At 41.7% G+C, this 18,930-nt stretch carries 16 protein-coding genes, 2 tRNA genes and 1 pseudogene; 1 reads left to right on the top strand and 18 read right to left on the bottom strand.

Features of this window, described 5'->3' with window-relative positions; all coding sequences use genetic code 11:
* Positions 1–112 precede the first annotated feature (112 nt).
* The 18 genes from EKM76_RS01860 to EKM76_RS01775 all read right to left on the bottom strand — a co-directional run bounded on the left by EKM76_RS01860 (position 113) and on the right by EKM76_RS01775 (position 18,452).
* A complete protein-coding gene (locus EKM76_RS01860) occupies positions 113–1,642 on the bottom strand; it encodes a glucosyltransferase domain-containing protein (RefSeq protein ID WP_125548974.1) in 1,530 nt (509 codons plus the stop codon).
* Between the two features lie 174 nt (positions 1,643–1,816).
* On the bottom strand, positions 1,817–2,518 hold the full coding sequence (locus EKM76_RS01855; RefSeq protein WP_125548973.1) for a GntR family transcriptional regulator: 702 nt from the start codon (positions 2,516–2,518) through the stop codon (positions 1,817–1,819).
* A gap of 132 nt (positions 2,519–2,650) precedes the next feature.
* On the bottom strand, positions 2,651–3,799 hold the full coding sequence (gene nagA, locus EKM76_RS01850) for an N-acetylglucosamine-6-phosphate deacetylase (protein ID WP_125548972.1): 1,149 nt from the start codon (positions 3,797–3,799) through the stop codon (positions 2,651–2,653).
* A gap of 134 nt (positions 3,800–3,933) precedes the next feature.
* Positions 3,934–4,734 carry a pyrroline-5-carboxylate reductase gene (gene proC / locus EKM76_RS01845; RefSeq protein WP_125548971.1) on the bottom strand — a complete coding sequence of 267 codons (801 nt, stop codon included), beginning with the start codon at positions 4,732–4,734 and terminating at the stop codon, positions 3,934–3,936.
* A 177-nt stretch (positions 4,735–4,911) separates the two neighbouring features.
* Positions 4,912–4,983 (bottom strand) — tRNA-Gln (locus EKM76_RS01840).
* Positions 4,984–4,988: 5 nt separating this feature from the next.
* Positions 4,989–5,069: transfer RNA gene (locus EKM76_RS01835), tRNA-Tyr, on the bottom strand.
* A gap of 70 nt (positions 5,070–5,139) precedes the next feature.
* Positions 5,140–5,967, bottom strand: coding sequence for a metallophosphoesterase (locus EKM76_RS01830; protein WP_125548970.1), 828 nt, complete (start codon positions 5,965–5,967; stop codon positions 5,140–5,142).
* Positions 5,968–6,122: 155 nt separating this feature from the next.
* Positions 6,123–7,583 carry a peptide MFS transporter gene (locus tag EKM76_RS01825; protein WP_125548969.1) on the bottom strand — a complete coding sequence of 487 codons (1,461 nt, stop codon included), beginning with the start codon at positions 7,581–7,583 and terminating at the stop codon, positions 6,123–6,125.
* A 311-nt stretch (positions 7,584–7,894) separates the two neighbouring features.
* Positions 7,895–8,536 carry an NAD(P)H-binding protein gene (locus EKM76_RS01820; protein ID WP_125548968.1) on the bottom strand — a complete coding sequence of 214 codons (642 nt, stop codon included), beginning with the start codon at positions 8,534–8,536 and terminating at the stop codon, positions 7,895–7,897.
* Positions 8,537–8,658: 122 nt separating this feature from the next.
* Entirely contained in the window at positions 8,659–9,879 is a 1,221-nt protein-coding gene (locus EKM76_RS01815) for an ABC transporter permease (protein WP_125549025.1), read from the bottom strand.
* Positions 9,872–10,768 carry an ABC transporter ATP-binding protein gene (locus tag EKM76_RS01810; RefSeq protein WP_125548967.1) on the bottom strand — a complete coding sequence of 299 codons (897 nt, stop codon included), beginning with the start codon at positions 10,766–10,768 and terminating at the stop codon, positions 9,872–9,874. The genes EKM76_RS01815 and EKM76_RS01810 overlap by 8 nt, the downstream gene beginning before the upstream one ends.
* A 187-nt stretch (positions 10,769–10,955) precedes the next feature.
* Positions 10,956–11,249, bottom strand: a complete 294-nt coding sequence (locus EKM76_RS01805) for a hypothetical protein (protein ID WP_125548966.1) — start codon at positions 11,247–11,249, stop codon at positions 10,956–10,958.
* A 509-nt stretch (positions 11,250–11,758) separates the two neighbouring features.
* A complete protein-coding gene (locus EKM76_RS01800) occupies positions 11,759–12,184 on the bottom strand; it encodes a universal stress protein (protein WP_125548965.1) in 426 nt (141 codons plus the stop codon).
* Positions 12,185–12,199: 15 nt separating this feature from the next.
* Complete coding sequence (locus EKM76_RS01795; RefSeq protein ID WP_125548964.1) at positions 12,200–13,774, bottom strand: Nramp family divalent metal transporter; 1,575 nt, start codon at positions 13,772–13,774, stop codon at positions 12,200–12,202.
* 344 nt (positions 13,775–14,118) lie between these two features.
* Positions 14,119–15,021 (bottom strand): LysR family transcriptional regulator, encoded by a 903-nt coding sequence (locus EKM76_RS01790; RefSeq protein WP_125548963.1) that lies wholly within the window; start codon positions 15,019–15,021, stop codon positions 14,119–14,121.
* Positions 15,022–15,139: 118 nt separating this feature from the next.
* Positions 15,140–16,909 carry a CocE/NonD family hydrolase gene (locus EKM76_RS01785; RefSeq protein WP_125548962.1) on the bottom strand — a complete coding sequence of 590 codons (1,770 nt, stop codon included), beginning with the start codon at positions 16,907–16,909 and terminating at the stop codon, positions 15,140–15,142.
* A gap of 213 nt (positions 16,910–17,122) precedes the next feature.
* The gene (locus EKM76_RS01780) at positions 17,123–17,842 is read right to left on the bottom strand and encodes a glycosyltransferase family 2 protein (protein WP_125548961.1); all 720 of its coding nucleotides are present in this window, start codon (positions 17,840–17,842) and stop codon (positions 17,123–17,125) included.
* Between the two features lie 22 nt (positions 17,843–17,864).
* Positions 17,865–18,452 (bottom strand): hypothetical protein, encoded by a 588-nt coding sequence (locus tag EKM76_RS01775; RefSeq protein WP_125548960.1) that lies wholly within the window; start codon positions 18,450–18,452, stop codon positions 17,865–17,867.
* Between the two features lie 283 nt (positions 18,453–18,735).
* On the opposite strand from EKM76_RS01775, the pseudogene EKM76_RS01770 reads away from it, so the two are divergent.
* Positions 18,736–18,930 (top strand): annotated as a pseudogene (locus tag EKM76_RS01770) (IS21 family transposase); the annotation flags it as partial.

Below are 18,930 nucleotides of genomic sequence, written 5' to 3'. Positions count from 1 at the left end.
TTTTAGGCACAAAAACCAGTCAACCAATACTACTATTTATTGTATGGAAATTAGTCTGCAATTACAGCCATTCTCTTTAAAATTAACGAATTATTCAATATTTAGTTCTACATCATTTTAGTTTCACAATAATAGTGTTATCGACAACCTTTATCGAACCCTTAGCAGGATACTCCGGCATATTATCGGCATTAGGCTCTAAGTTTAAAAATTCGTCATGTGTCATTGCTTGATACTGAATCCCCATAGTCTGCATGATTTTCAATATATTTATTGTTGAAGCATAGCTGTCACCCGTAAATTGACCAAACTGGAACATTGATAGTCCAAGCATATCACTCGTCAGTATAAGTGATGACTGCGATGGCCAAACACCTACAAACATTAATTTATAGTTTTCTGGATGATTCAAGCCCAAATTATCGATACTAGTTGTTATTCGTTCAATTTTACGCTGATCTTCTTCATATTTCATTTGATCGGCAAATAATAAATTTGTTGTTAAATTAACTTGACTAAAAGTGTAAAAAGCAGTTATCCCAATAAGCACTATTTTGCCAATTCTTTTAGTGAAATATAAACTATCCACAAATACAACAATTGCCACGACAAATGGATATACCGGTACCAAGGTACGCGCATTCGGTGCTTTACCGGCTACGAAAATCATGATAAAGATCGATAAAAATAATGTGCATAACGCGATAAAAAAACTAAGTTTAGACTTCAAATGACGCAAGTATTGAATTATAAGTACAAACAAGCTTAAGATTAAACTCACCAATAAAAGATAATTATAGATTAGATCCCCTTTAGCCGGAAAGATAACTACCTTTAAGCCCCCCAGTAAATGTAATAAAACTGTTTTAAAAGGCATTGTTCCCCATAAAGACTGATCCCTCAAATATGAAGATGCTGGGACATTATAATAATTTTGAATCACTTTATTTAAGACAAAGTACCCTATTAAACTAGTAAAGAGGATCATTATGTATGGCGTTACTAACTTTAATAAGTTTCGTATACTAACAATGGAATCTCCTATTTGGTTTCGATAAATGATCAATAAGCTAACAAACGAAACCAAAGCAACATAATACAATATAAATGATTGATATACAGTTAGCGCAAATATTAAACATGCGGTTGCAAACAAATTCTGAATCGTGAAATTTCTAGTTGTTTGAAAAGTTAAAATAACGGATAACGTAGTAACGATCATCATTAAGGAAAATTCAAAATTCTGTAAAACAAAATAATATTGATAAACAAATAGTTGGCTGGTAATAAACAAACTGGGTATAATAAAAATTTTAGTTGTTGAATAATGCTCTCCTAAAACCCGGTACACTAGATAACAAATCATTAAACTAGTCAAAATTAAACAAGCAAAACTCAATACATTTAGTAAATACACATTAGTATAACCACCAAATAATAACCGTTTTAGTAGAACCATTCCTGGACGATCAATTGCTATCCAATGGCGTAACGTTTCAGAATAATTAGTCATTAGTTGGATTGTATCCATAGCATAGTTTGTATTGAACATTTTTATTCCGTAAACAACGATTCCTACGAATAAAGTGTATACAATTAATAAAGAATTTGATTTACTGAACCTTTTAATATTTCTAAACACTACAAAACTCCCCTAACCCGCGTTTGCCTAAAAGCCCCAACACTACACAATAATAATGCCACTTTTTTCAAAATATCTTATTCATATTATATAACAGATGTAGAACTAATAATATAAAACATATTTCCCCATACAAAAAGCCGCCAACCAGCACCGATGCCAGTTAGCGGTTCCTTAGCGCTCTAGATAAAATTCAAAGCGACTACCTACATATTGGGTGCGCACGTATTCAAAAGGTGTGCCACTCTTTAAAAAGGATAGCTGGCGCAAGCGCATGATTGGGTCACCGCGTTTGATATCCAGGAGCTCCGCGATTCGTTCGGAAGCAAGCTGTGCAGTGACGGTTTGTTGGGCCCCGCCTAGCGTCAAATCAGCTTTGCGTTCTAAGGTGCGATACAGTGAGCTCGTGATCTCTGACTTGCTAAATTTACGGACCAGCGCCTCGGGTACAGTCGCCACCTCAAAGCTGATCGGCACATCATCCGCGTAACGAATCCGTTCCATCCGCAAAACCTGTGCATCTTCAGCTAACTCCAGCTTTTCTTTTTCCGATAAAGAGGGGCTAGCTACATGGTACGAAACGGTTTTACTGGACGGCGTTTTTCCTTGAGCTAGCATGATATCGGTAAAACTAGTCACGCCGGACATTTTTTCTTGAACCTTTTGATTGGCTACATAGGTTCCGGCACCGACACGTCGCTCCAAGATACCTTCGTCAACCAGCGTTTGAATGGCTTGACGCAAGGTCATTCGACTAACGCCAAAGGTAACTGATAGTTCGCGCTCGGAGGGAATACGGTCGCCGACGGCCCATTTACCAGCCTCAATATCGCGTTTAATTGAATTATGGATTTGAATATAAACAGGTGATTCCATGAAGCGCCTCCTTTTTGAAGCGATTTTCTCATAAATAATATAGCCTAAAATTGCGATAAAACGCAACTATTTACTTATAGAAACAGAGTTCGATATTAGCTCACGAACTCTGTTGGCGTTACTTTGAAATTTTTAGTCAGCGTTACGGACAAAATGACGCCCGTAGCTGTAAGTTTCTAATAAGTTAGCTGCGTTGTCGATCAAGTTCAAGTCAGCGTCTTTACCAACGGCAATGCCACCCTTGCTTTCCAAACCGAATTCATTAGCTTGGTTAACTGAACTCATCAAGACGGCATCATATAGATCAGCGTCAGTGAATTTCATGGCGTTCTTGAATGCATCTGGGAATTCCAAAACAGAACCAGCCAAAGTACCATCAGCTAAACGAGCTTGCTTGTCTTTAACGAAGACTTTTTGACCGCCAAGTTCGCTTTCACCTTCAGGCATCCCTTTGGAACGCATGGAATCAGTCACAAGTTCGACACGTTCTGGGCCTTTTTGGTCAAAGGCTAATTGCAACATGTCAGGGACAATGTGGAAACCATCCATGATCAATTCAGCATACATGTTATTTTCTAACATAACATGGCCTGTAACACCGGGTTCGCGATGCTTGAATTCGCGTTGTGCGTTATACAAATGCGTTGCATGGCTTGCTTTACTGGTCAACAATTGTTCACGTGTAGCATTACTATGACCAACAGCAGGAACAATATTGTGGGCTAAGCAGTAATCCTCAAATTCTTTAGCGTGATCGTCTTCTGGTGCGTAAGTGATCAATTTAACCAAACCGCCAGCCAATTCGTTCCAGTGGTCTAGTAACTTAGGATCTGGATCCTTAATGTATTCTTCTGGTTGGGCGCCTTTATATTTAGCTGAAATAAATGGACCTTCCAAATGAACCCCTTTGATAACTGGATTACGATCAGCTGCTTCCTTAACACCGCGCATTGCTTTTTCAATGTTAGCATTCGATTGCGTCATCGTTGTAGCAAAATAAGTGGTGATCCCTTCGTTTTTGGTCATTTTTTTGACCATTGCATCGATTTCATCAGGATTACCGTCCATGGCGTCGAAACCATAGCCACCGTGACTGTGAACGTCGATGAATCCAGGAATAATCGTCTTGCCAGTCGCCAAGATCACTTCATCACCCGGATAGTTTTTGAAATCGTCCATCGAACCAACTGCTAAAATCTTGTCGTCAAAACGAACGAAGCCATCATCAATAATATCGTCACCTGTATAAATCGTGGCGTGCTTCAACACTTTTACACTCATTGATTATTCCACCTTTTCATAAAAAAATCAGACTTAAGCAAGCTGGTCAAAACACACGTTCAAATGAACCAACTATGACTTAATTAATAAGTTCATTATAATCGGTATAGACCAAAACTGCAAGGGGCTGATGCTTAAGCTTCATTTTCTTTGGCGATCGTAGCGTCAATACCCTTGACCACTGCCGTCATCAAACCAGCCTCTTCCATTGCCAATAAACCAGCTACGGTCGTGCCACCAGGTGAAGAAACTTGATCGATCAGTGCCCACGGATTGGTATCACTGGCAGCCACATTAGCAGCGCTACCTAGCACGGTTTGCGCAGCAATCTTTGTGGCTACAGCTTTATCGAGGCCGTATTTAACACCAGCGCGGGATAAAGCATCGATAAATAAATAAGCGTAAGCTGGTGCGCTACCAGCTAAAGCACCAAAAACTGCGAAATCTTTTTCCGCTAAAGGTGTGATATCGCCTAAGGCTTGGAAAAGTTGTTCAATCTGCGTCAAATCAGCCGCTCGTGTCGCCTCGCCTGTGACCAAAGCCGTCATCCCCTGCCCGATCGCCACATTAACGTTAGGCATTGCGCGAATAATGCTCAGACTAGTGCTATCCAAGTTTTCTTGTAGCTGGGCCAACGAAACGCCACCGGCAACCGAAACAACGATCGGCTGCTTAGCATCAAACTCAGCCTGCAGATCAGCGACCACCGCCAAGGTTTGCTTAGCTGGTACCGCCAAAATGACGATATCCGACTGTTTAACCAACGCTGCATTACTAGGCATTGCCGTCAAACTATGCTCCGCTGCAAAGGGTCCATAGCTACTTTTGTGGGCGCTATGAACTAAAATATCACTAGGCGCCAAATATTTTTGCTGGCATAAACCGATCATAATTGCTTGCGCCATATGTCCCGCGCCGATAAACCCAATTTTCATAATGAAACCTGCCTTTTCTAGTTATTAATCTCGTCCGTTAATAGTCTTAGCTTGAGCCTAGCCAAAATTTGTAGCGCTGTCAAGAGCAGTCGTACCGAAATTAATTTATAGCATAGAACATAAAAAAGCAACGACAATTGACGTCGTTGCTTTCAGTCTGAATTCGATTAAATTTTACTGGGATAGCTGGATTCGAACCAGCGCATGACAGAGTCAAAGTCTGTTGCCTTACCGCTTGGCTATATCCCAATCAATGGAGGAGAGTGGATTCGAACCACCGAACCCGAAGGAGCGGATTTACAGTCCGCCGCGTTTAGCCACTTCGCTACTCCTCCAAATGTTTTTCAACAGTAAATATTTTATCGAAAAACAGGCTTGATTGCAAGCTTTTTTTAATCTATGCAGCTATTTCAGCTCTAACGTCTGTAGACAAGCGCGCCATTCACTGATGAAATCCGTACCAAAACGCCACTCGCGCCGTCGTTCAGTACCATAACCAACTGGTCGGCAAAAATAAGTTGTGCCGTTGATCTGTCGTGGTGGATATTTAAAATGTGTATGGCCGAATAAAGCCGCCGTAACTTGGTAGCGCGTCAGCAATGCGCCTAAACGCGGTGAACCCATCACCGCATTCGCCATTTCCCAAAATGGTTGCTGCGGATTATGCGCAATGTACCCTTCCTGCGGTACAAAATGGGTCATATAAATAACTTTTTTGTGCAGCGCAGCGGCCTGCTGTAATTTGGCCGCAGTATCCGCCAACACTAAATCCATCCGCGCAATATCGCTCATTGGTTGTGTGATCGCGCCATCGATCCAAAACGCTTTTTTCCAGCGCATAAAATCAGCACTGTTTTTATTCGGCACTTGCGCAAATTGATAGTCATACCAACCATTATTACCGATCAAAACGTAATCAGTAGCGGGGAAACTGATCATTTTTTGATGCGCGTACTGTGGAATCATTGGGCTTTGCAGCTCATTGAAGTCAGCACCACGCACCATATCGTGATTACCAGCAATGAAGAAAACTCGACACTGTGGCTGCAACTGTTGCGCGATTTTTTCGACAAAAGCAACACTCTGGGTAAAATCGTTAAATAGATCGCCGGCAATCAAATAATCAGTGTAGCCATGGGTCAATAAATAGTCAACTTGCTGTGCCATCACCGTTGCGACTTCTAGCTGATTAACGTCGAAATGGTTATCACTGGTCATGGCAATTTTGCGCATGCCGGCACCCCCCTAACTTATATAGCAAAAACGCGCTTAAAAAGGTGGATTCCTGCGCCTTTTCAAACACTCTGACCAAATAAAAAATGTGTCAGGCTAAGCCTAACACATTCTCTAAAAACTTGTCTAAAAGACCGACTTATTTACACTTGATTTTAATTGATACCTTCCATTAACTTCTTGATCCGTGGCACCATGAAGCCTAACAAAATACCAAAGACAACGGTGATGATCCCGATAACAGCAAAGTAGGTCACTTGGTTATCTGGAGTGTATAAGCGGACAACTTGAGCATTAATTGCTTGTGCAGCTGCATCGCCTAAGAACCACATACTCATCATCTGTGACTGGAACGCTTTTGGCGCTAGCTTAGTCGTCGCGGATAAACCAACTGGTGAGATCAACATTTCACCAATTTCCACAATGGCCCAGCTAAGGACTAACCATAAAGCGCTGACCCGCGCCTGACCAAACAAGACGACTGGGATGACCATGACTAGGAAGGAAGCCCCAGCAAACAGCAAGCCATAAGCAAATTTAGCAGGTGTTGATGGTTGCCGTTTACCTAATTTGATCCAGAACCAAGCGAAAATTGGCCCGTAAAGGATGATAAATAATGGATTTAATGACTGGAACCATGATGGCAATAATGTAATAAAGCCAAGATTTAAAATCGTCTGATCTTTAGCAAATAAAGCTAAAACGACTGAACCTTGTTCTTCAATTGACCAGAATAACACACTGGCAATAAACAACGGTACATAGGCCCAAACTCGTGAACGTTCAACTTTAGTTGTTTTCCGACTGGAAAGCATCATGATGAAGTAACCAATTGGTAGTAAGACACCAAGAATACTGAATACTAAAATAACATTGGTGATGTTAAATACTCCGGCAAAGGCCATTAAACCGAAAATAACGATCGCGACAATAATGATTGCTGCAATTTTCCGAATTAAACCGGCTTTTTCGTCTTCCGTAACAGGATCACCAGGGCGATCACTGGATGGATTTAAGTTTTTACCACCACGCCAGTATTGGATCAGGCCGAAGAACATCCCAACTGCAGCCAAGGAGAAGCCTAGATGATAGTTGACTTGCTGGCCGATCGAACCAACCACATAGGGTGCCAGCAACGAACCAGCATTGATCCCCATAACAAAGATCGTAAAACCTGAATCACGACGGACGTCGTCTTCAGTGTATAAAGTACCGACCATTTCAGAAACGTTAGGTTTCAGTAACCCAGTCCCTAAAACGATTAAAGCAATCGAACCATAAAGTGCGCCCTGCCCAAATGGCATGGCTAACACAATATGCCCGATCATGATCAGCACGCCACCCCAGAAAACAGTGCGCCGACTGCCGAGCAAACGATCAGCGATAAAGCCACCGATAACACTGGACATGTAAACCAGTGAGCCATAGATCGACATGATCGAAGCCCCAGTAGCTTGGTCAAAGCCTAAGCCACCGCGTTTAACGGTATCGATCAGATAGAAGACCAGCAGTGCCCGCATACCATAGTAACTGAATCGTTCCCAGAACTCGGTAAAGAATAGTGTCATTAAGCCACGAGGCTGGCCCAAGAAGGTTTTTTCCTCTTTGTTATTCAATTTGAACTTCCTTTCACCATTTACTTAATCTCATTAATTTCTTAACTGTAAACACATACTAACTATAGTCACCCAACTAAGTTCCTTAAATATGTACCCATTTACATTAAAGCCGATGATAATTCAGTGAGAAATTCACATCCCTTACACATTAAAGTTGTTACATAGTGGCCATTATAATGCAAAGTAGTAAACAGCGTCAATTGAACATCGCCTTTTTCTTATATAAATACAAATTTCCCGTATATTTTGGATAAAAAAAAGAATTTACAGCGTTAACTGTAAATTCATGATCATTATAAGTTTATTTTTTAGTACCATTCAGGTTTGTCGCCATCTGTATTCGGTTTATTGACGCCAACTGATTGGCGCACAGCCTGACTTGGATCTTGAACTAATTTAACCACCAAAGCGGCGATACTTTTACGCGACACTTCTGTTCCTTTAAAGGGGTCACCTTTTTGGGTCGTCTCGTAATCAATTTCGTCCTTGTTGGATAACCAGGCTGGTCGAATAATGGTGTAATCAATAGCCGCCGCTTCGATCACTTTAGCCGCAGCCGCATAAGTTTGCAAATAGCCACCATCTAGCATCTGATGATTCCATTTACCAAACGCGCCAGGAACTTCATCATAAATACCTAATGTAGAGATCCAGATCAACCGCTGAACGCCAGTTTGTTGCATAGCAGCGACAACCTTGGCCGCCTGCTCTTCGATGTCAGCGCCAGCCAAATTAGCGTAGACAATATCTTGTCCCTGCATTGCCGCCACCAACTGATCTTGCTGTGTGGCATCACCAGCGATCACTTTTTCCCGACTACCATCAACATTACCTAAACGTTCTGGCCGCCGCAAAAATAAAGTAAGTTGTGCCTCTGTGTCGGTCAACAATTGCTGCTCAGCTAGACGGGCAATTTTGCCTGCTGCGCCTAGGATCAATACATTACTCATGATATCCTTCCCTTCTTTAACGCTACGTCTTAACTGTAATACTAATAATTACATTTAGCAATTAAAGTGACGGAAAGTTTTAAGACCGTTCAAATTTTTGCGGCAACGGTTGCCGATTTTAATTACCGATAACTGATACCGCGTTTGAAACTTTTCCAGAAGCTGGTGTCATCGGTCTGCAGCATTAAGCCTTCATAGATACCGCCGATATAACGGATCAGTAGCAAAATACTCGCTAACAAAATAGCTAACGAACCCACAACGGCCCAACCACTGACGCTTTGATCGATGATCCGTAGTGGCATAAAGTAAGACGAGAAAAACGGTACGTAAGATAGAATTTTAACCACGAGCACATCAGCGTTATTTTGGAATGGAAAAGTCGCGAAAAACGCGATCATACTCAGGTAAGTCGCAGGTTGAGCTGCTTTGGACGCATCCTCGGCTTTGGCCACTAATGCGCCGCTAAATGCCGCTAAAATCGTGTACAGAACAACGCCGAGCAATAGATAGACTAGGTTAACACTGAATAGATTACCCAACACTTTATTGATCAGATCCTGATTGTTAGCCACAAGCTCCTTGCTGATCGAAACTCGTTGTGCTACTAAATAACTGCTCCAACCGCCGACAACATAGACGACTAATTGAGTCATGATCACTAACAATACGCCGAGGATCTTACCCAGAAAATATTTGCTGGCAGTCGTGCTGGAAAAAATGATCTCCATGATTTTAGTGCCTTTTTCTGACGCAATTTCCGTGGCCGTAATTGATGAATAAGTAATCAAAATCATGTAGACCAGCAATACCATGACCCAAAACGAGATCAACCGCGCGATTTTATCGCTGCCAGTCTTTTTATGAACGATTTGTTTAAATTGCGGTTGTTGCTGCAAAGCTTGTGCTTGCGCAGTACTTAATTTCGCATTGGCTAAGTTCAATTGCTGCTGTTGCTGCGCTAAAAGTACATCGACCTGCGCCTTGAGGCCATTAGCTAGTGATTGGCCGCCACGATAGGTTGCGGTCACTTGCTGCGCATCACTTTTTAAAACTAAATAACCGGCGATCTGGTTAGCCTTAACCGCTTTTTTAGCGGCGCTAGTAGAATGAATATCGGCCTTAACATCACTTTTATTTTGCCGAATGAATTGTTTTCTCAAGCTGGATCGATCCGCGATCACGGCAATGCGCTGACTATCTTGCCCTGAAGTCCCACTTAAATAGCCAATACCAACGGTTAAACCCAGCATAACAAACGGCGCCAACACTAAGATCAAAAAGCTCCACGACTTGATTTGCCGCAGGTAAGTCTCCATAGTAATGATCCATAATTTACGCATTCGTTTCACCGACTTTCATCCGGAAAATTTCATCTAATGTTGGTGCTTGTTGACTGAACTCTTCAATATAGTGACCCTGTGTTAATTGCTGGAAGATCTCCGGTCCTGCTGCCGGATCGGCTAACTGCAATAAATACCGTTGTGGTGCCAACTGAGTGACTTTGACCACCTGTGGTAATTGTTCCAGGCGTGCTTGCACCCAATCTGTAGTTACAAACAGATGGGTCTTGCCAAATTGATTGCGCACTTCGTCTAAACGCCCGCTTAACGCTACATGACCAGCTTTAAGCATGATCAAGTGATCGCACAAGGCTTCAACGTTGCCCATATCATGACTGGAAAAAATAATTGCGGCGCCCTGTTTTTTAGCGGCAAAAATTGCTTGCTCCAGCAAATCGACATTCACCGGGTCCAAGCCACTAAATGGCTCGTCTAAAATTAATAACTTAGGCTGATGGATCAAGGTGCAGATCAATTGGATTTTCTGTTGATTACCTTTGGACAAATCTTTTATTTTATCGGTACGCTTGCCTTTGACGGCAAACTTAGCCAACCAGTCATCGATCTGCGGTTTGATCTCCTTGGCTGATTTGTTTTTCAGGCGCGCTAAATAAACGATCTGCTGCTCAACAGTTAATTTCGGCATCAAACTACGCTCTTCTGGCAAGTAGCCGATCTCATCAAATACCGACTCAGTAATTGGTTGATCATGCCACCTAATCTGACCGCTATACTTCAAAAAACCCAAAATACTGTGAAAAGTAGTCGACTTACCGGCGCCATTTTGACCGATCAAGCCCATGATCTCACCTGGCTGAATCGTGAAACTAACATCATTCAGTGCTTGTAGCGGGCCAAAGCTCTTGGATAAGTGTTCAATCGCTAACATAAAATCCTCCCATTATTTAATCCCATTAACAACATCTTATTATTGATTATACCGGATGTTGTCCTTAAAAAGCGATAGCGCTTTATTTTTTAAATGAAGCTATACAAAAAAAGAATGTCTTGCCCGCTAATAGTCGCGATAAAGGCATTCTCTTCATCCCAAGTTGGGCATTCAACCCTGCTCAGGCCTAAAATGGCGCAAAATATATTATTGCCATAATAATAACAATGAGTGCAGCAATGAAAACGTAGCGCTGTTGCTTTTTTTGTTGCTTAGAAAATAGTTTGATTTTGAATAAAGCACGTTCTTCTTCAGTGACTTGTTGCCAGATGTCTTCGGTTATCAGCGCACGTTGATAAAAAAAGATACTTATAAGTAAAACTAGTATTAAAAAAAGCAACTCGGTCACGATCGCAGCTGTTTTATGATTCATCCAGAAAAAATATACTTGCAGCGTTAACACGCAAATCAAAATTAACATCAGCATCGTTGTTCGCCGGGTTAAAGAATAATATTTGGCTGATTGATCGGCTAAAAAAGCCTGCCGTCTGGATTGGTCGACAAACCGTTCACGCGGTGTCATATTGCTGTTTCTGTTACGCATTTTATTCGCCTTAGCAAAACGTGTTGCTGCAATCAAAAAATTGATAAAGGCGATGAAGAAAAGGATAAAAATAATTGTTCTAAAAATTAGAGCCACATTCTTTCTTTTTTTAATAATTCACTTAGTATCTTTTTTGCAGCTATTCGGTTTAATCGCCGCTAACTTAGATGAATAGTCGAATTTATCTACCATCCCTGATCAGTGATCACTTCATAATAAAGAACAATTCTCGGAAAAATATTTAGCAGCAATTCTTATTATACCGTATCAATTATTAATTTTTAGCAAACTTCTAATTATTGTGCCCCACAAACTGAAATAGTGAAAAGATACAAGATAAAATCAAGTATCCAAAAAAATTGATCACTAGTTTAGCTATAAAATTATTAGCGGATGACTAATACCGAAATTGGAGCATATTTAGCCATGTAGGCCGCTTGGCTCCCAAGGTGCTTCGCTAATCCTTCTTTCGCTTCCGAACCCACGATTAGTAAATCGGGCTCAATGTGGGGAATAACTTCCTTCACGATTACTTCCCCTGGCTCGCCCTCGGCAACAACGGTGTTTACCCTTTCGATTCCGGCTTCGCGGGCTTGTCGTTGATAATCGCGCACATGTTGCTCTAATTCAGCCCGCTCACCATGAACGTAATCCTTATTCAAAGCCTGATAAACATTCATTTCTTCACTTTCTAAGACGGATACGATCACTAATTCAGCTTGATCTTGTTTTGCTTGATCGACAGCATATTTAAACGCCAATAAAGCATCTTGTGAATCATCAACGCCAACTAAAATTCTTGAAAATTTCATAAACTCATTCCTCCTCTACCCTTTACTAGCAGCTACTTTGGCAGCATATCTTTTATTGCCGCGGTAAAGATCATAAACGGTCCAAGCTAATAAGGCTAACACCGCCGCAATCAAAACATAAGCAATATTGTCGGCTAAGAACAACTCATTTTTAGTCACCGTATTACCAAAGAAACCTTCAATTTGTCCCGGTAAGCCAATCAAATTTAGATAGGTCAACCCAATCACTGAGACCCAGCCTAACACTTTCACCCACAGCACATTCTTAAAACGTTTGCCCATCTCTACTTGGCTATCCGTGATCATTAACAACGGCAACATAGAGAACGGCAAGGCAAAGGCCAGAAAGACTTGCGAGTTGTTCATTAAGGTGTTTAACGCAGTATGTTCGTCGATAGCGCTCTGACTACTGGTCATCATGACGCAGATCAAAACTGGAATCACCGATATCACTCGCGTAACTAAACGGCGTAACCATAGCGGCATCCGCAAATGTACAAAACCTTCCATAATAACCTGACCCGTTAAGGTGCCAGTAATGGTTGCATTTTGCCCTGAAGCTAGTAACGCAACTGCGAATAGGGTTGATAAAATTCCTGAACGCGCCACATCGATCAGAACACTATTACTCAAAGTTGACGTATCCGATAACGCTTGAAATAATCCGAAAAACGATGGGTCCTTAACTGCGCCTGTTTTGAAAACTGCAACGCCCATGATCAACAGTAATGCGTTGACAAAGAAAGCTGCGGTTAACTGAATATTAGAATCCCAAGTCGCAAAACGAACCGTCCGTGCCACATCCTTTTCATCATTATGGTCAATTTTACGGGTTTGTGAAATTGCTGAATGTAGGTATAAATTATGCGGCATAACCGTCGCGCCAATAATACCTAGTGAACCAGTCAATGGTGAATAGCCACCAGCCGACTTAGCACTAGAAAAAGTTTCCGCTCTTGGGATCAAGCCAGCGAAGACGCCACCCCAATCAGGATTCGATAACGCAACTTGATAAACAAACACCAGTAAAATGACTAAAATCAAACAGACCACGATTGCTTCAATTTTACGAAATCCAATTTTCGTTAATAATAGCAATAATAAAACATCTAATACTGTAATGAAGACAGCAATCATCAGGGGTATATGAAATAGTAAATATAAGGCGATCGCGGCCCCAATAACTTCGGCAATGTCGGTTGCCATGATGGCTAATTCTGTCAGTATCCAAAGCACGATTCCCAGCGTTTTACTGGTCCGCGCGCGAATAGCTTGAGCGAGATCCATCTGACTCACAATACCAAGTTTAGCTGCCATGTATTGCAGCAACATCGCAATTAAACTTGACATTAAGATGATCGACATCAATAAATACTGGAAATTCTGGCCGCCAGTAATCGAGGTCGACCAATTGCCTGGATCCATGTAACCGACAGCAACTAAGGCCCCCGGTCCAGAATACATGAATAAAGTTTTTAGAAATCCCTTTCCCTTTGGCACTTCGACTGTGCCATTGATTTCCTCCAATGAAGGACCGTTCGCGTACTCAATCAGTTTGTGCTTGTGCGGTGTTGTTTCGCTTTTTCCCATACTACTTCACACCTTTCCGGCCGCTGATCTTTTGATCCTATGGGCCACGGCATAGTATACGCTTTATTATATAAATTAAACAATTTTTTAGGCTTACCAAATATTTTATATGTTTATTACTATTTATAAATATAATAATATAATAAAAATATCCATTGATATGAAATTATTGTCCACTAGTTTGTATCAATTTTAGGACAAGGAGTTGCATTCATTGCGGCTAGTTATTATCAGAAAAAATAAAAAAAGAGGTTCAAGTAATTAATCATTACTTGAACCTCTTTTTAACTGGTCATAATTTGCACAGTCTGCATTATTATGTGCAGATTATACGTAAAGCCTGTTCACTGCGCTGGTGCACCATGTTTGAGAAATTCATATAAGTCGTGCAGTAACTGACTATCGTTATTTTTATTGATCACACTGACAATATTTTGATCATGGCTGATGTCCGCCAAGTCGGTGATTTTGATATGATACTTTGCGGCCAGCGTGCCATCATTCATCCCTGAATATAAGAAAGCTAAGCCCTTGCCGACCGACACCATGGATAAACCTTCATCAAGATCTTTGACATAATAGTTGGCTCTTAAGTTGAAGCCATTTTTCAGTCCTTGATTGATGACATAATCAACGATCACCGGTGACTGCTGGCGTTCAAGTAGGATAAACGTTTCCTGTTTTAAATCGGCAAAGCGGATTTTATGCTGCTGATTGAGCCGGTGCTGGATCGGCAAGGCGATCTGTAAATGATTTTCCATGAATAGCACCTGCTCAATCTCGTGGTTGGCTTGGAAATAAGAAGACAAGCCAAATACCAAATCATAGCGGCCGTCGGACAGCCCATCAGCCAAATTCAGCGGTGTATCTTGTGTCATTAAGAATTGCACATTAGTATGTTCGGCCTTGAAGTGGTCCAACATTTCATACATACCGCCAAGATTGAAGTTCGGTAGATAGCCAACTTTTAAGATCACCGCTTGCTCCGTTGGCTGTTCGTCAAACATATGGGCTAAATGATCAACTCGCCGTAAAACATCAGTGGTTTCAACCAGAAATTTTTCGCCGGCACCGGATAGTTTTAAATCGTGGCTTTGGCGAATAAATAATACGACCCCTAATTCAGTTTCTAATTCTTGAATGTGTCGACTTAATGTCGGTTGCGAAATGAACAACTTTTCCGCTGCCTTGGTAAAACTTTTCTCCGTGGCAACTTCCACAAAATATTCTAGCGTCGATAGCTTCATAAATATAGCTCCGTTCAAAAAAATATGTTTACAGTAACTTTAGCACAAAGTCACTGTAAACATACTAGTTCGGTCCTATTTATTTGGCGTAAATGTGCTTAAAATCTAAACGCTTTTTTTAGACACTCTGTGTTGTCATTAATGGTAATTGGAGATATGAGGCGTATTCGCCGCCGGTATGAAGGGTGTGTACGCCCTTGTTATCAACTTGGCCGCCTGGCGTTCCTGGCATCACGCCACCGAGTTCGTCCTTTGAGCTAACGACAACTCGTAAGGTCTCGCCGGCTTTGTAGGATAAACCGATCGTACTCAAGACGATATCCAATGAAACGACTTCGCCTTTTTCAAGTTTTTCAACGCGATCAAAGGTATAAGCGGGAATCTCGTCGGTTGCAACCTTATCATCTAGGTGACGCATTGAAGCACGTAAACGACCCCAAGCACCCTTATAACGTAGTGCTGATGCGCCTTCTTGCGTGAAGTCTTGCAAGGCAGCACCGTGGTTAGGCACGACAAATTCGCTTAAAACATTGCCACGAGCGTCCAACTTCTGTACCCAAACGAAGACATCCATATCGTTGTAGCCGTCAACTTCCATGAAGAGTTTTGCCTTAGGATAACCGACAAATTCGGTATCTTGGTCAAAAGTCATTTGGAATGAAGCGCGGCCTGGTAGGCCACCAGCAACGTATTTAACTGGGAAATCTTTTGCTTCAGGCTGTGCTTGTAAGGCACGGGTCATGCCGTTCATGTAGTACCGGGTATTTTGGCTACCAGCTGGTGGGAACGCTGCAGCGGGAATATCAGTCTGGTTATGACCTTCAAAGTCAATGACAGAATAACGAACCGTTGGTGTATCAGGCCAATTATTGTCTTTACCGAGCAAGTAGTAATCAAAGAAACGGCGTAATTCTTCAGTGTTAGCTTCGTCATAATAATATGGCCATTCTTGACGATCATGGATTCGTAGCCATCTTTCTTTGGAGCCTAACGTCCGCCATGAACGGAAAGTCCCCATGGTGTGTAACGTATTGGAATAGCTGGCGATCACAAAAGCAGGTACGGTGATTTCTTCAGGATGAGCCACTTTATCTTGCCAAATATCAGCTGTTGCTAAAGGCTCAGCATGTAATTCTTTGGTCAAATCTTCACGTTTAGCACCAGTTGCACTAACATGGTTAACTGCCAAGCGTTCGATAAAGTTTTCATCAGGAATACCACCAATATAAGCTAAATCGCGGTAGCCATCAGCTAAACCTTCAGTTGGGTTGATACAAGTCAAATGTGGTGGCTTAGCCGCAGCAATGTACCATTGTGAAAAAGCCAAGTATGATGTACCAGTCAAGGCAGTTTTACCGTTAGACCATGATTGAGCAGCTAACCATTCAATCAAGTCGTAGCCATCTTCAGCTTCTTGTGAACCAAGCATGGTTGTATCGCCTTCACTATGGGCAATACCACGCATGTCAGGGTTACAAACCGCATAGCCATGTTCAACCCAGTAAGCTGGATCTGGTGCTTCAAATTTAGTTAAACCAGAGTTCCAGGCTTCGCCCATACCGAGCATGTTGAACAAATTAACATAGCGTGGTGCCGTACCAGCACTCTTACCATAAGGACTCCAAGCAATCAATGTTGGAACTTTTTCGCCAGTTGTTGGCAGATAAATATCAGTATATATAGTGACGCCATCGCGTAATTTAACCGGGACGTCTTTTAACATTTTAATATCGCAAGCTAACGGCTTGAAGCCTGCCGCGATTTGTTGACCCTTTTTCAAAATAACTTCTTTAGTTTCGAAGGGGCTAAACACACCATGTTCGACACCATTGTCGATGTAGTCGAAGGATGGGCTAAATTTCATTTTTTCAGTAATCTTTACAGTCATTCTTATTACCTCCAATTAAATATGATTCACTTTCTTGAGCTCCTTAAGTATATAAGCCCCAATTACGGAAGTACAATCGCATTTTTGGATAGTCAATTTTTGCATAGCTGTGTTATTCAAAAAATAAATAACGCTGAACTTTAAAGTAAGTTAGACGCATTAAAAATAAAAAAAACCGGCACTAAGCCGATCTTTTCCGCAATATTGTGCTCACTATTCAATAAATCGCCGTAAGTCATAAATATGATCAAAAACCCGATTTTCTTCACGTCTATCGCTACGATCAGTCATGTGCAAGGTACTATTGGGTCGATTACGCTTAGTATACAAAACGTGTGGCAAATAAACGTATTTACCAGGCGTGTGCGCCACAAAGGAGGCGGTAAACAGGTAATCTTCCGCCAAATGTAAGGATTCATCAAAAGTTAAATTTACGGCCTTGATTGCAGCAGCGCGAAATGCTTTATTCCAAACATACCCGCCAACTTCAGAGCCATGTTGTGTAACTTGGTCAAACATTGATGCTTGATCCAATTCGATAAAAGAATCAGCTTGAGTGATCGGCCGACGATACCACTCGTAACCAACGGCTGCCATAACAGCATCCTGATCTAACCCCTGACTCAGGGCTTCAACAAAAGTAGGCGCAATCAAGTCATCACCATCAATAAAAGCAATGCCAGCGCCAGTTGCATGACTTAATCCGTAATTTCGCGCTACAGAAACCCCATTGTGTTCTAATTGAATCGCATAAAAATTAGGAATACCTTTGACAAATTGACTAATCTGCGTGGCCGTTTTATCAGTTGAACCATCATCGACCAACCACAATTCAAAATCAACCGTTTGCTTGGCCAAATTTTGTAGCAATGCATTCACATATGGACCCAGATTATAGGTTGGTACTACGACTGATATTTTCATAGTCGTCAGCGCACCTTTCTTTTCAGATGCTTTAATTCATAGCCGAAAGTGGCGGTTGTTGCCCCGCAACGTTTAGTGCTATTCTTACTAAAACCTGCTTGTCATTCGTTAATGGCAGGCCGTCCAAATAAAGCTCACGATGCCTACCTGGAGCAGCCAATTGATAGCCTGCTTTGGTAACAGTCTGTTGTAATTCAGCAATCATTACTTGAGTCACAGGACCGTTAGTAATGATTTGACTTTCGGTGCCTTCCGCCAATTGCTCGAAATCAACCGGCTGAGATAATTCAATTTGCTTTAAGGCTTGTTCATAGATAGCTTCACTGATAAACAAGGGTTGTTTGAGCCAAATTTTAAATTCGTCATCGTGCCACACTGCTTGGACCGGATAAGGTCGATAAGCTTTAAAACCTGGAATCACAATACCGGCTGTAGCGCCCGCGCTGATTATTTTTGCCAATTTGACTACCGCTTCCGCCTTTGCCAGAAAAGTTGGATCCGCAGTGCGTTTTGGCGCAGTACCACTTGTAGTTAGATAACTTCGTTCAGTCAGTTTCACAAAACTTACCTGAGCCTGCCGACTGTATTCCGCTTGCTCCATTGCTTCCCAATCAAACATTTCAAACGCCTCCTCGATGCCAACGAACAGCCAATATGGTAACTAATTTGATTCAAAGTATAGCGCGTTTTTCTAGAATAGCTACTAAAGCGATTTCAATCCATTAGAAAACCGCTATTGTTTAACCCGCCTTTCGCTAACGATCATTGAAAATAACATAAGAAAGTCGACTAATAGCTGTAAACGGCAGTTATAAAATGTAGGAAAAGGGCGGTGAGAAATTGTCGGTTTTCCTACATTTTTTGATACCATTAATCACATCTTAATCGGGGAGGTTAGTGATGTGAGACACGACATTAGAGAAGGAGTGAAACGTTACGTGGATAATGATATCGAACCCAATTATGCCGCTTTAAGCCGACAATATGACGTTGACTATCGCACTGCCAAGAAAGCTTATCAAGAAGTAAAGGAAGGTGACGCCAAGCCACAGAAACCGAAAAAGCAACGCCCTAGCCTGCTTGATCCCTATCGTGAT

Source organism: Loigolactobacillus zhaoyuanensis (assembly GCF_003946385.1).
GTDB lineage: Bacteria > Bacillota > Bacilli > Lactobacillales > Lactobacillaceae > Loigolactobacillus > Loigolactobacillus zhaoyuanensis.
The sequence above is the reverse complement of the archived record's forward strand: the minus strand, read 5'-3'. Positions and strand labels throughout refer to the sequence as shown.

What these genes read in the sequence shown, in the direction of transcription:
- EKM76_RS01855 (WP_125548973.1), bottom strand. Translation starts at nt 2,518, where the DNA reads ATGGAATCACCTGTTTATATTCAAATCCATAATTCAATTAAACGCGAT.
- nagA (WP_125548972.1), bottom strand. Translation starts at nt 3,799, where the DNA reads ATGAGTGTAAAAGTGTTGAAGCACGCCACGATTTATACAGGTGACGAT.
- proC (WP_125548971.1), bottom strand. Translation starts at nt 4,734, where the DNA reads ATGAAAATTGGGTTTATCGGCGCGGGACATATGGCGCAAGCAATTATG.
- EKM76_RS01830 (WP_125548970.1), bottom strand. Translation starts at nt 5,967, where the DNA reads ATGCGCAAAATTGCCATGACCAGTGATAACCATTTCGACGTTAATCAG.
- EKM76_RS01820 (WP_125548968.1), bottom strand. Translation starts at nt 8,536, where the DNA reads ATGAGTAATGTATTGATCCTAGGCGCAGCAGGCAAAATTGCCCGTCTA.
- EKM76_RS01815 (WP_125549025.1), bottom strand. Translation starts at nt 9,879, where the DNA reads ATGCGTAAATTATGGATCATTACTATGGAGACTTACCTGCGGCAAATC.
- EKM76_RS01810 (WP_125548967.1), bottom strand. Translation starts at nt 10,768, where the DNA reads ATGTTAGCGATTGAACACTTATCCAAGAGCTTTGGCCCGCTACAAGCA.
- EKM76_RS01805 (WP_125548966.1), bottom strand. Translation starts at nt 11,249, where the DNA reads ATGTTAATTTTGATTTGCGTGTTAACGCTGCAAGTATATTTTTTCTGG.
- EKM76_RS01800 (WP_125548965.1), bottom strand. Translation starts at nt 12,184, where the DNA reads ATGAAATTTTCAAGAATTTTAGTTGGCGTTGATGATTCACAAGATGCT.
- EKM76_RS01795 (WP_125548964.1), bottom strand. Translation starts at nt 13,774, where the DNA reads ATGGGAAAAAGCGAAACAACACCGCACAAGCACAAACTGATTGAGTAC.
- EKM76_RS01790 (WP_125548963.1), bottom strand. Translation starts at nt 15,021, where the DNA reads ATGAAGCTATCGACGCTAGAATATTTTGTGGAAGTTGCCACGGAGAAA.
- EKM76_RS01785 (WP_125548962.1), bottom strand. Translation starts at nt 16,909, where the DNA reads ATGACTGTAAAGATTACTGAAAAAATGAAATTTAGCCCATCCTTCGAC.
- EKM76_RS01775 (WP_125548960.1), bottom strand. Translation starts at nt 18,452, where the DNA reads ATGTTTGATTGGGAAGCAATGGAGCAAGCGGAATACAGTCGGCAGGCT.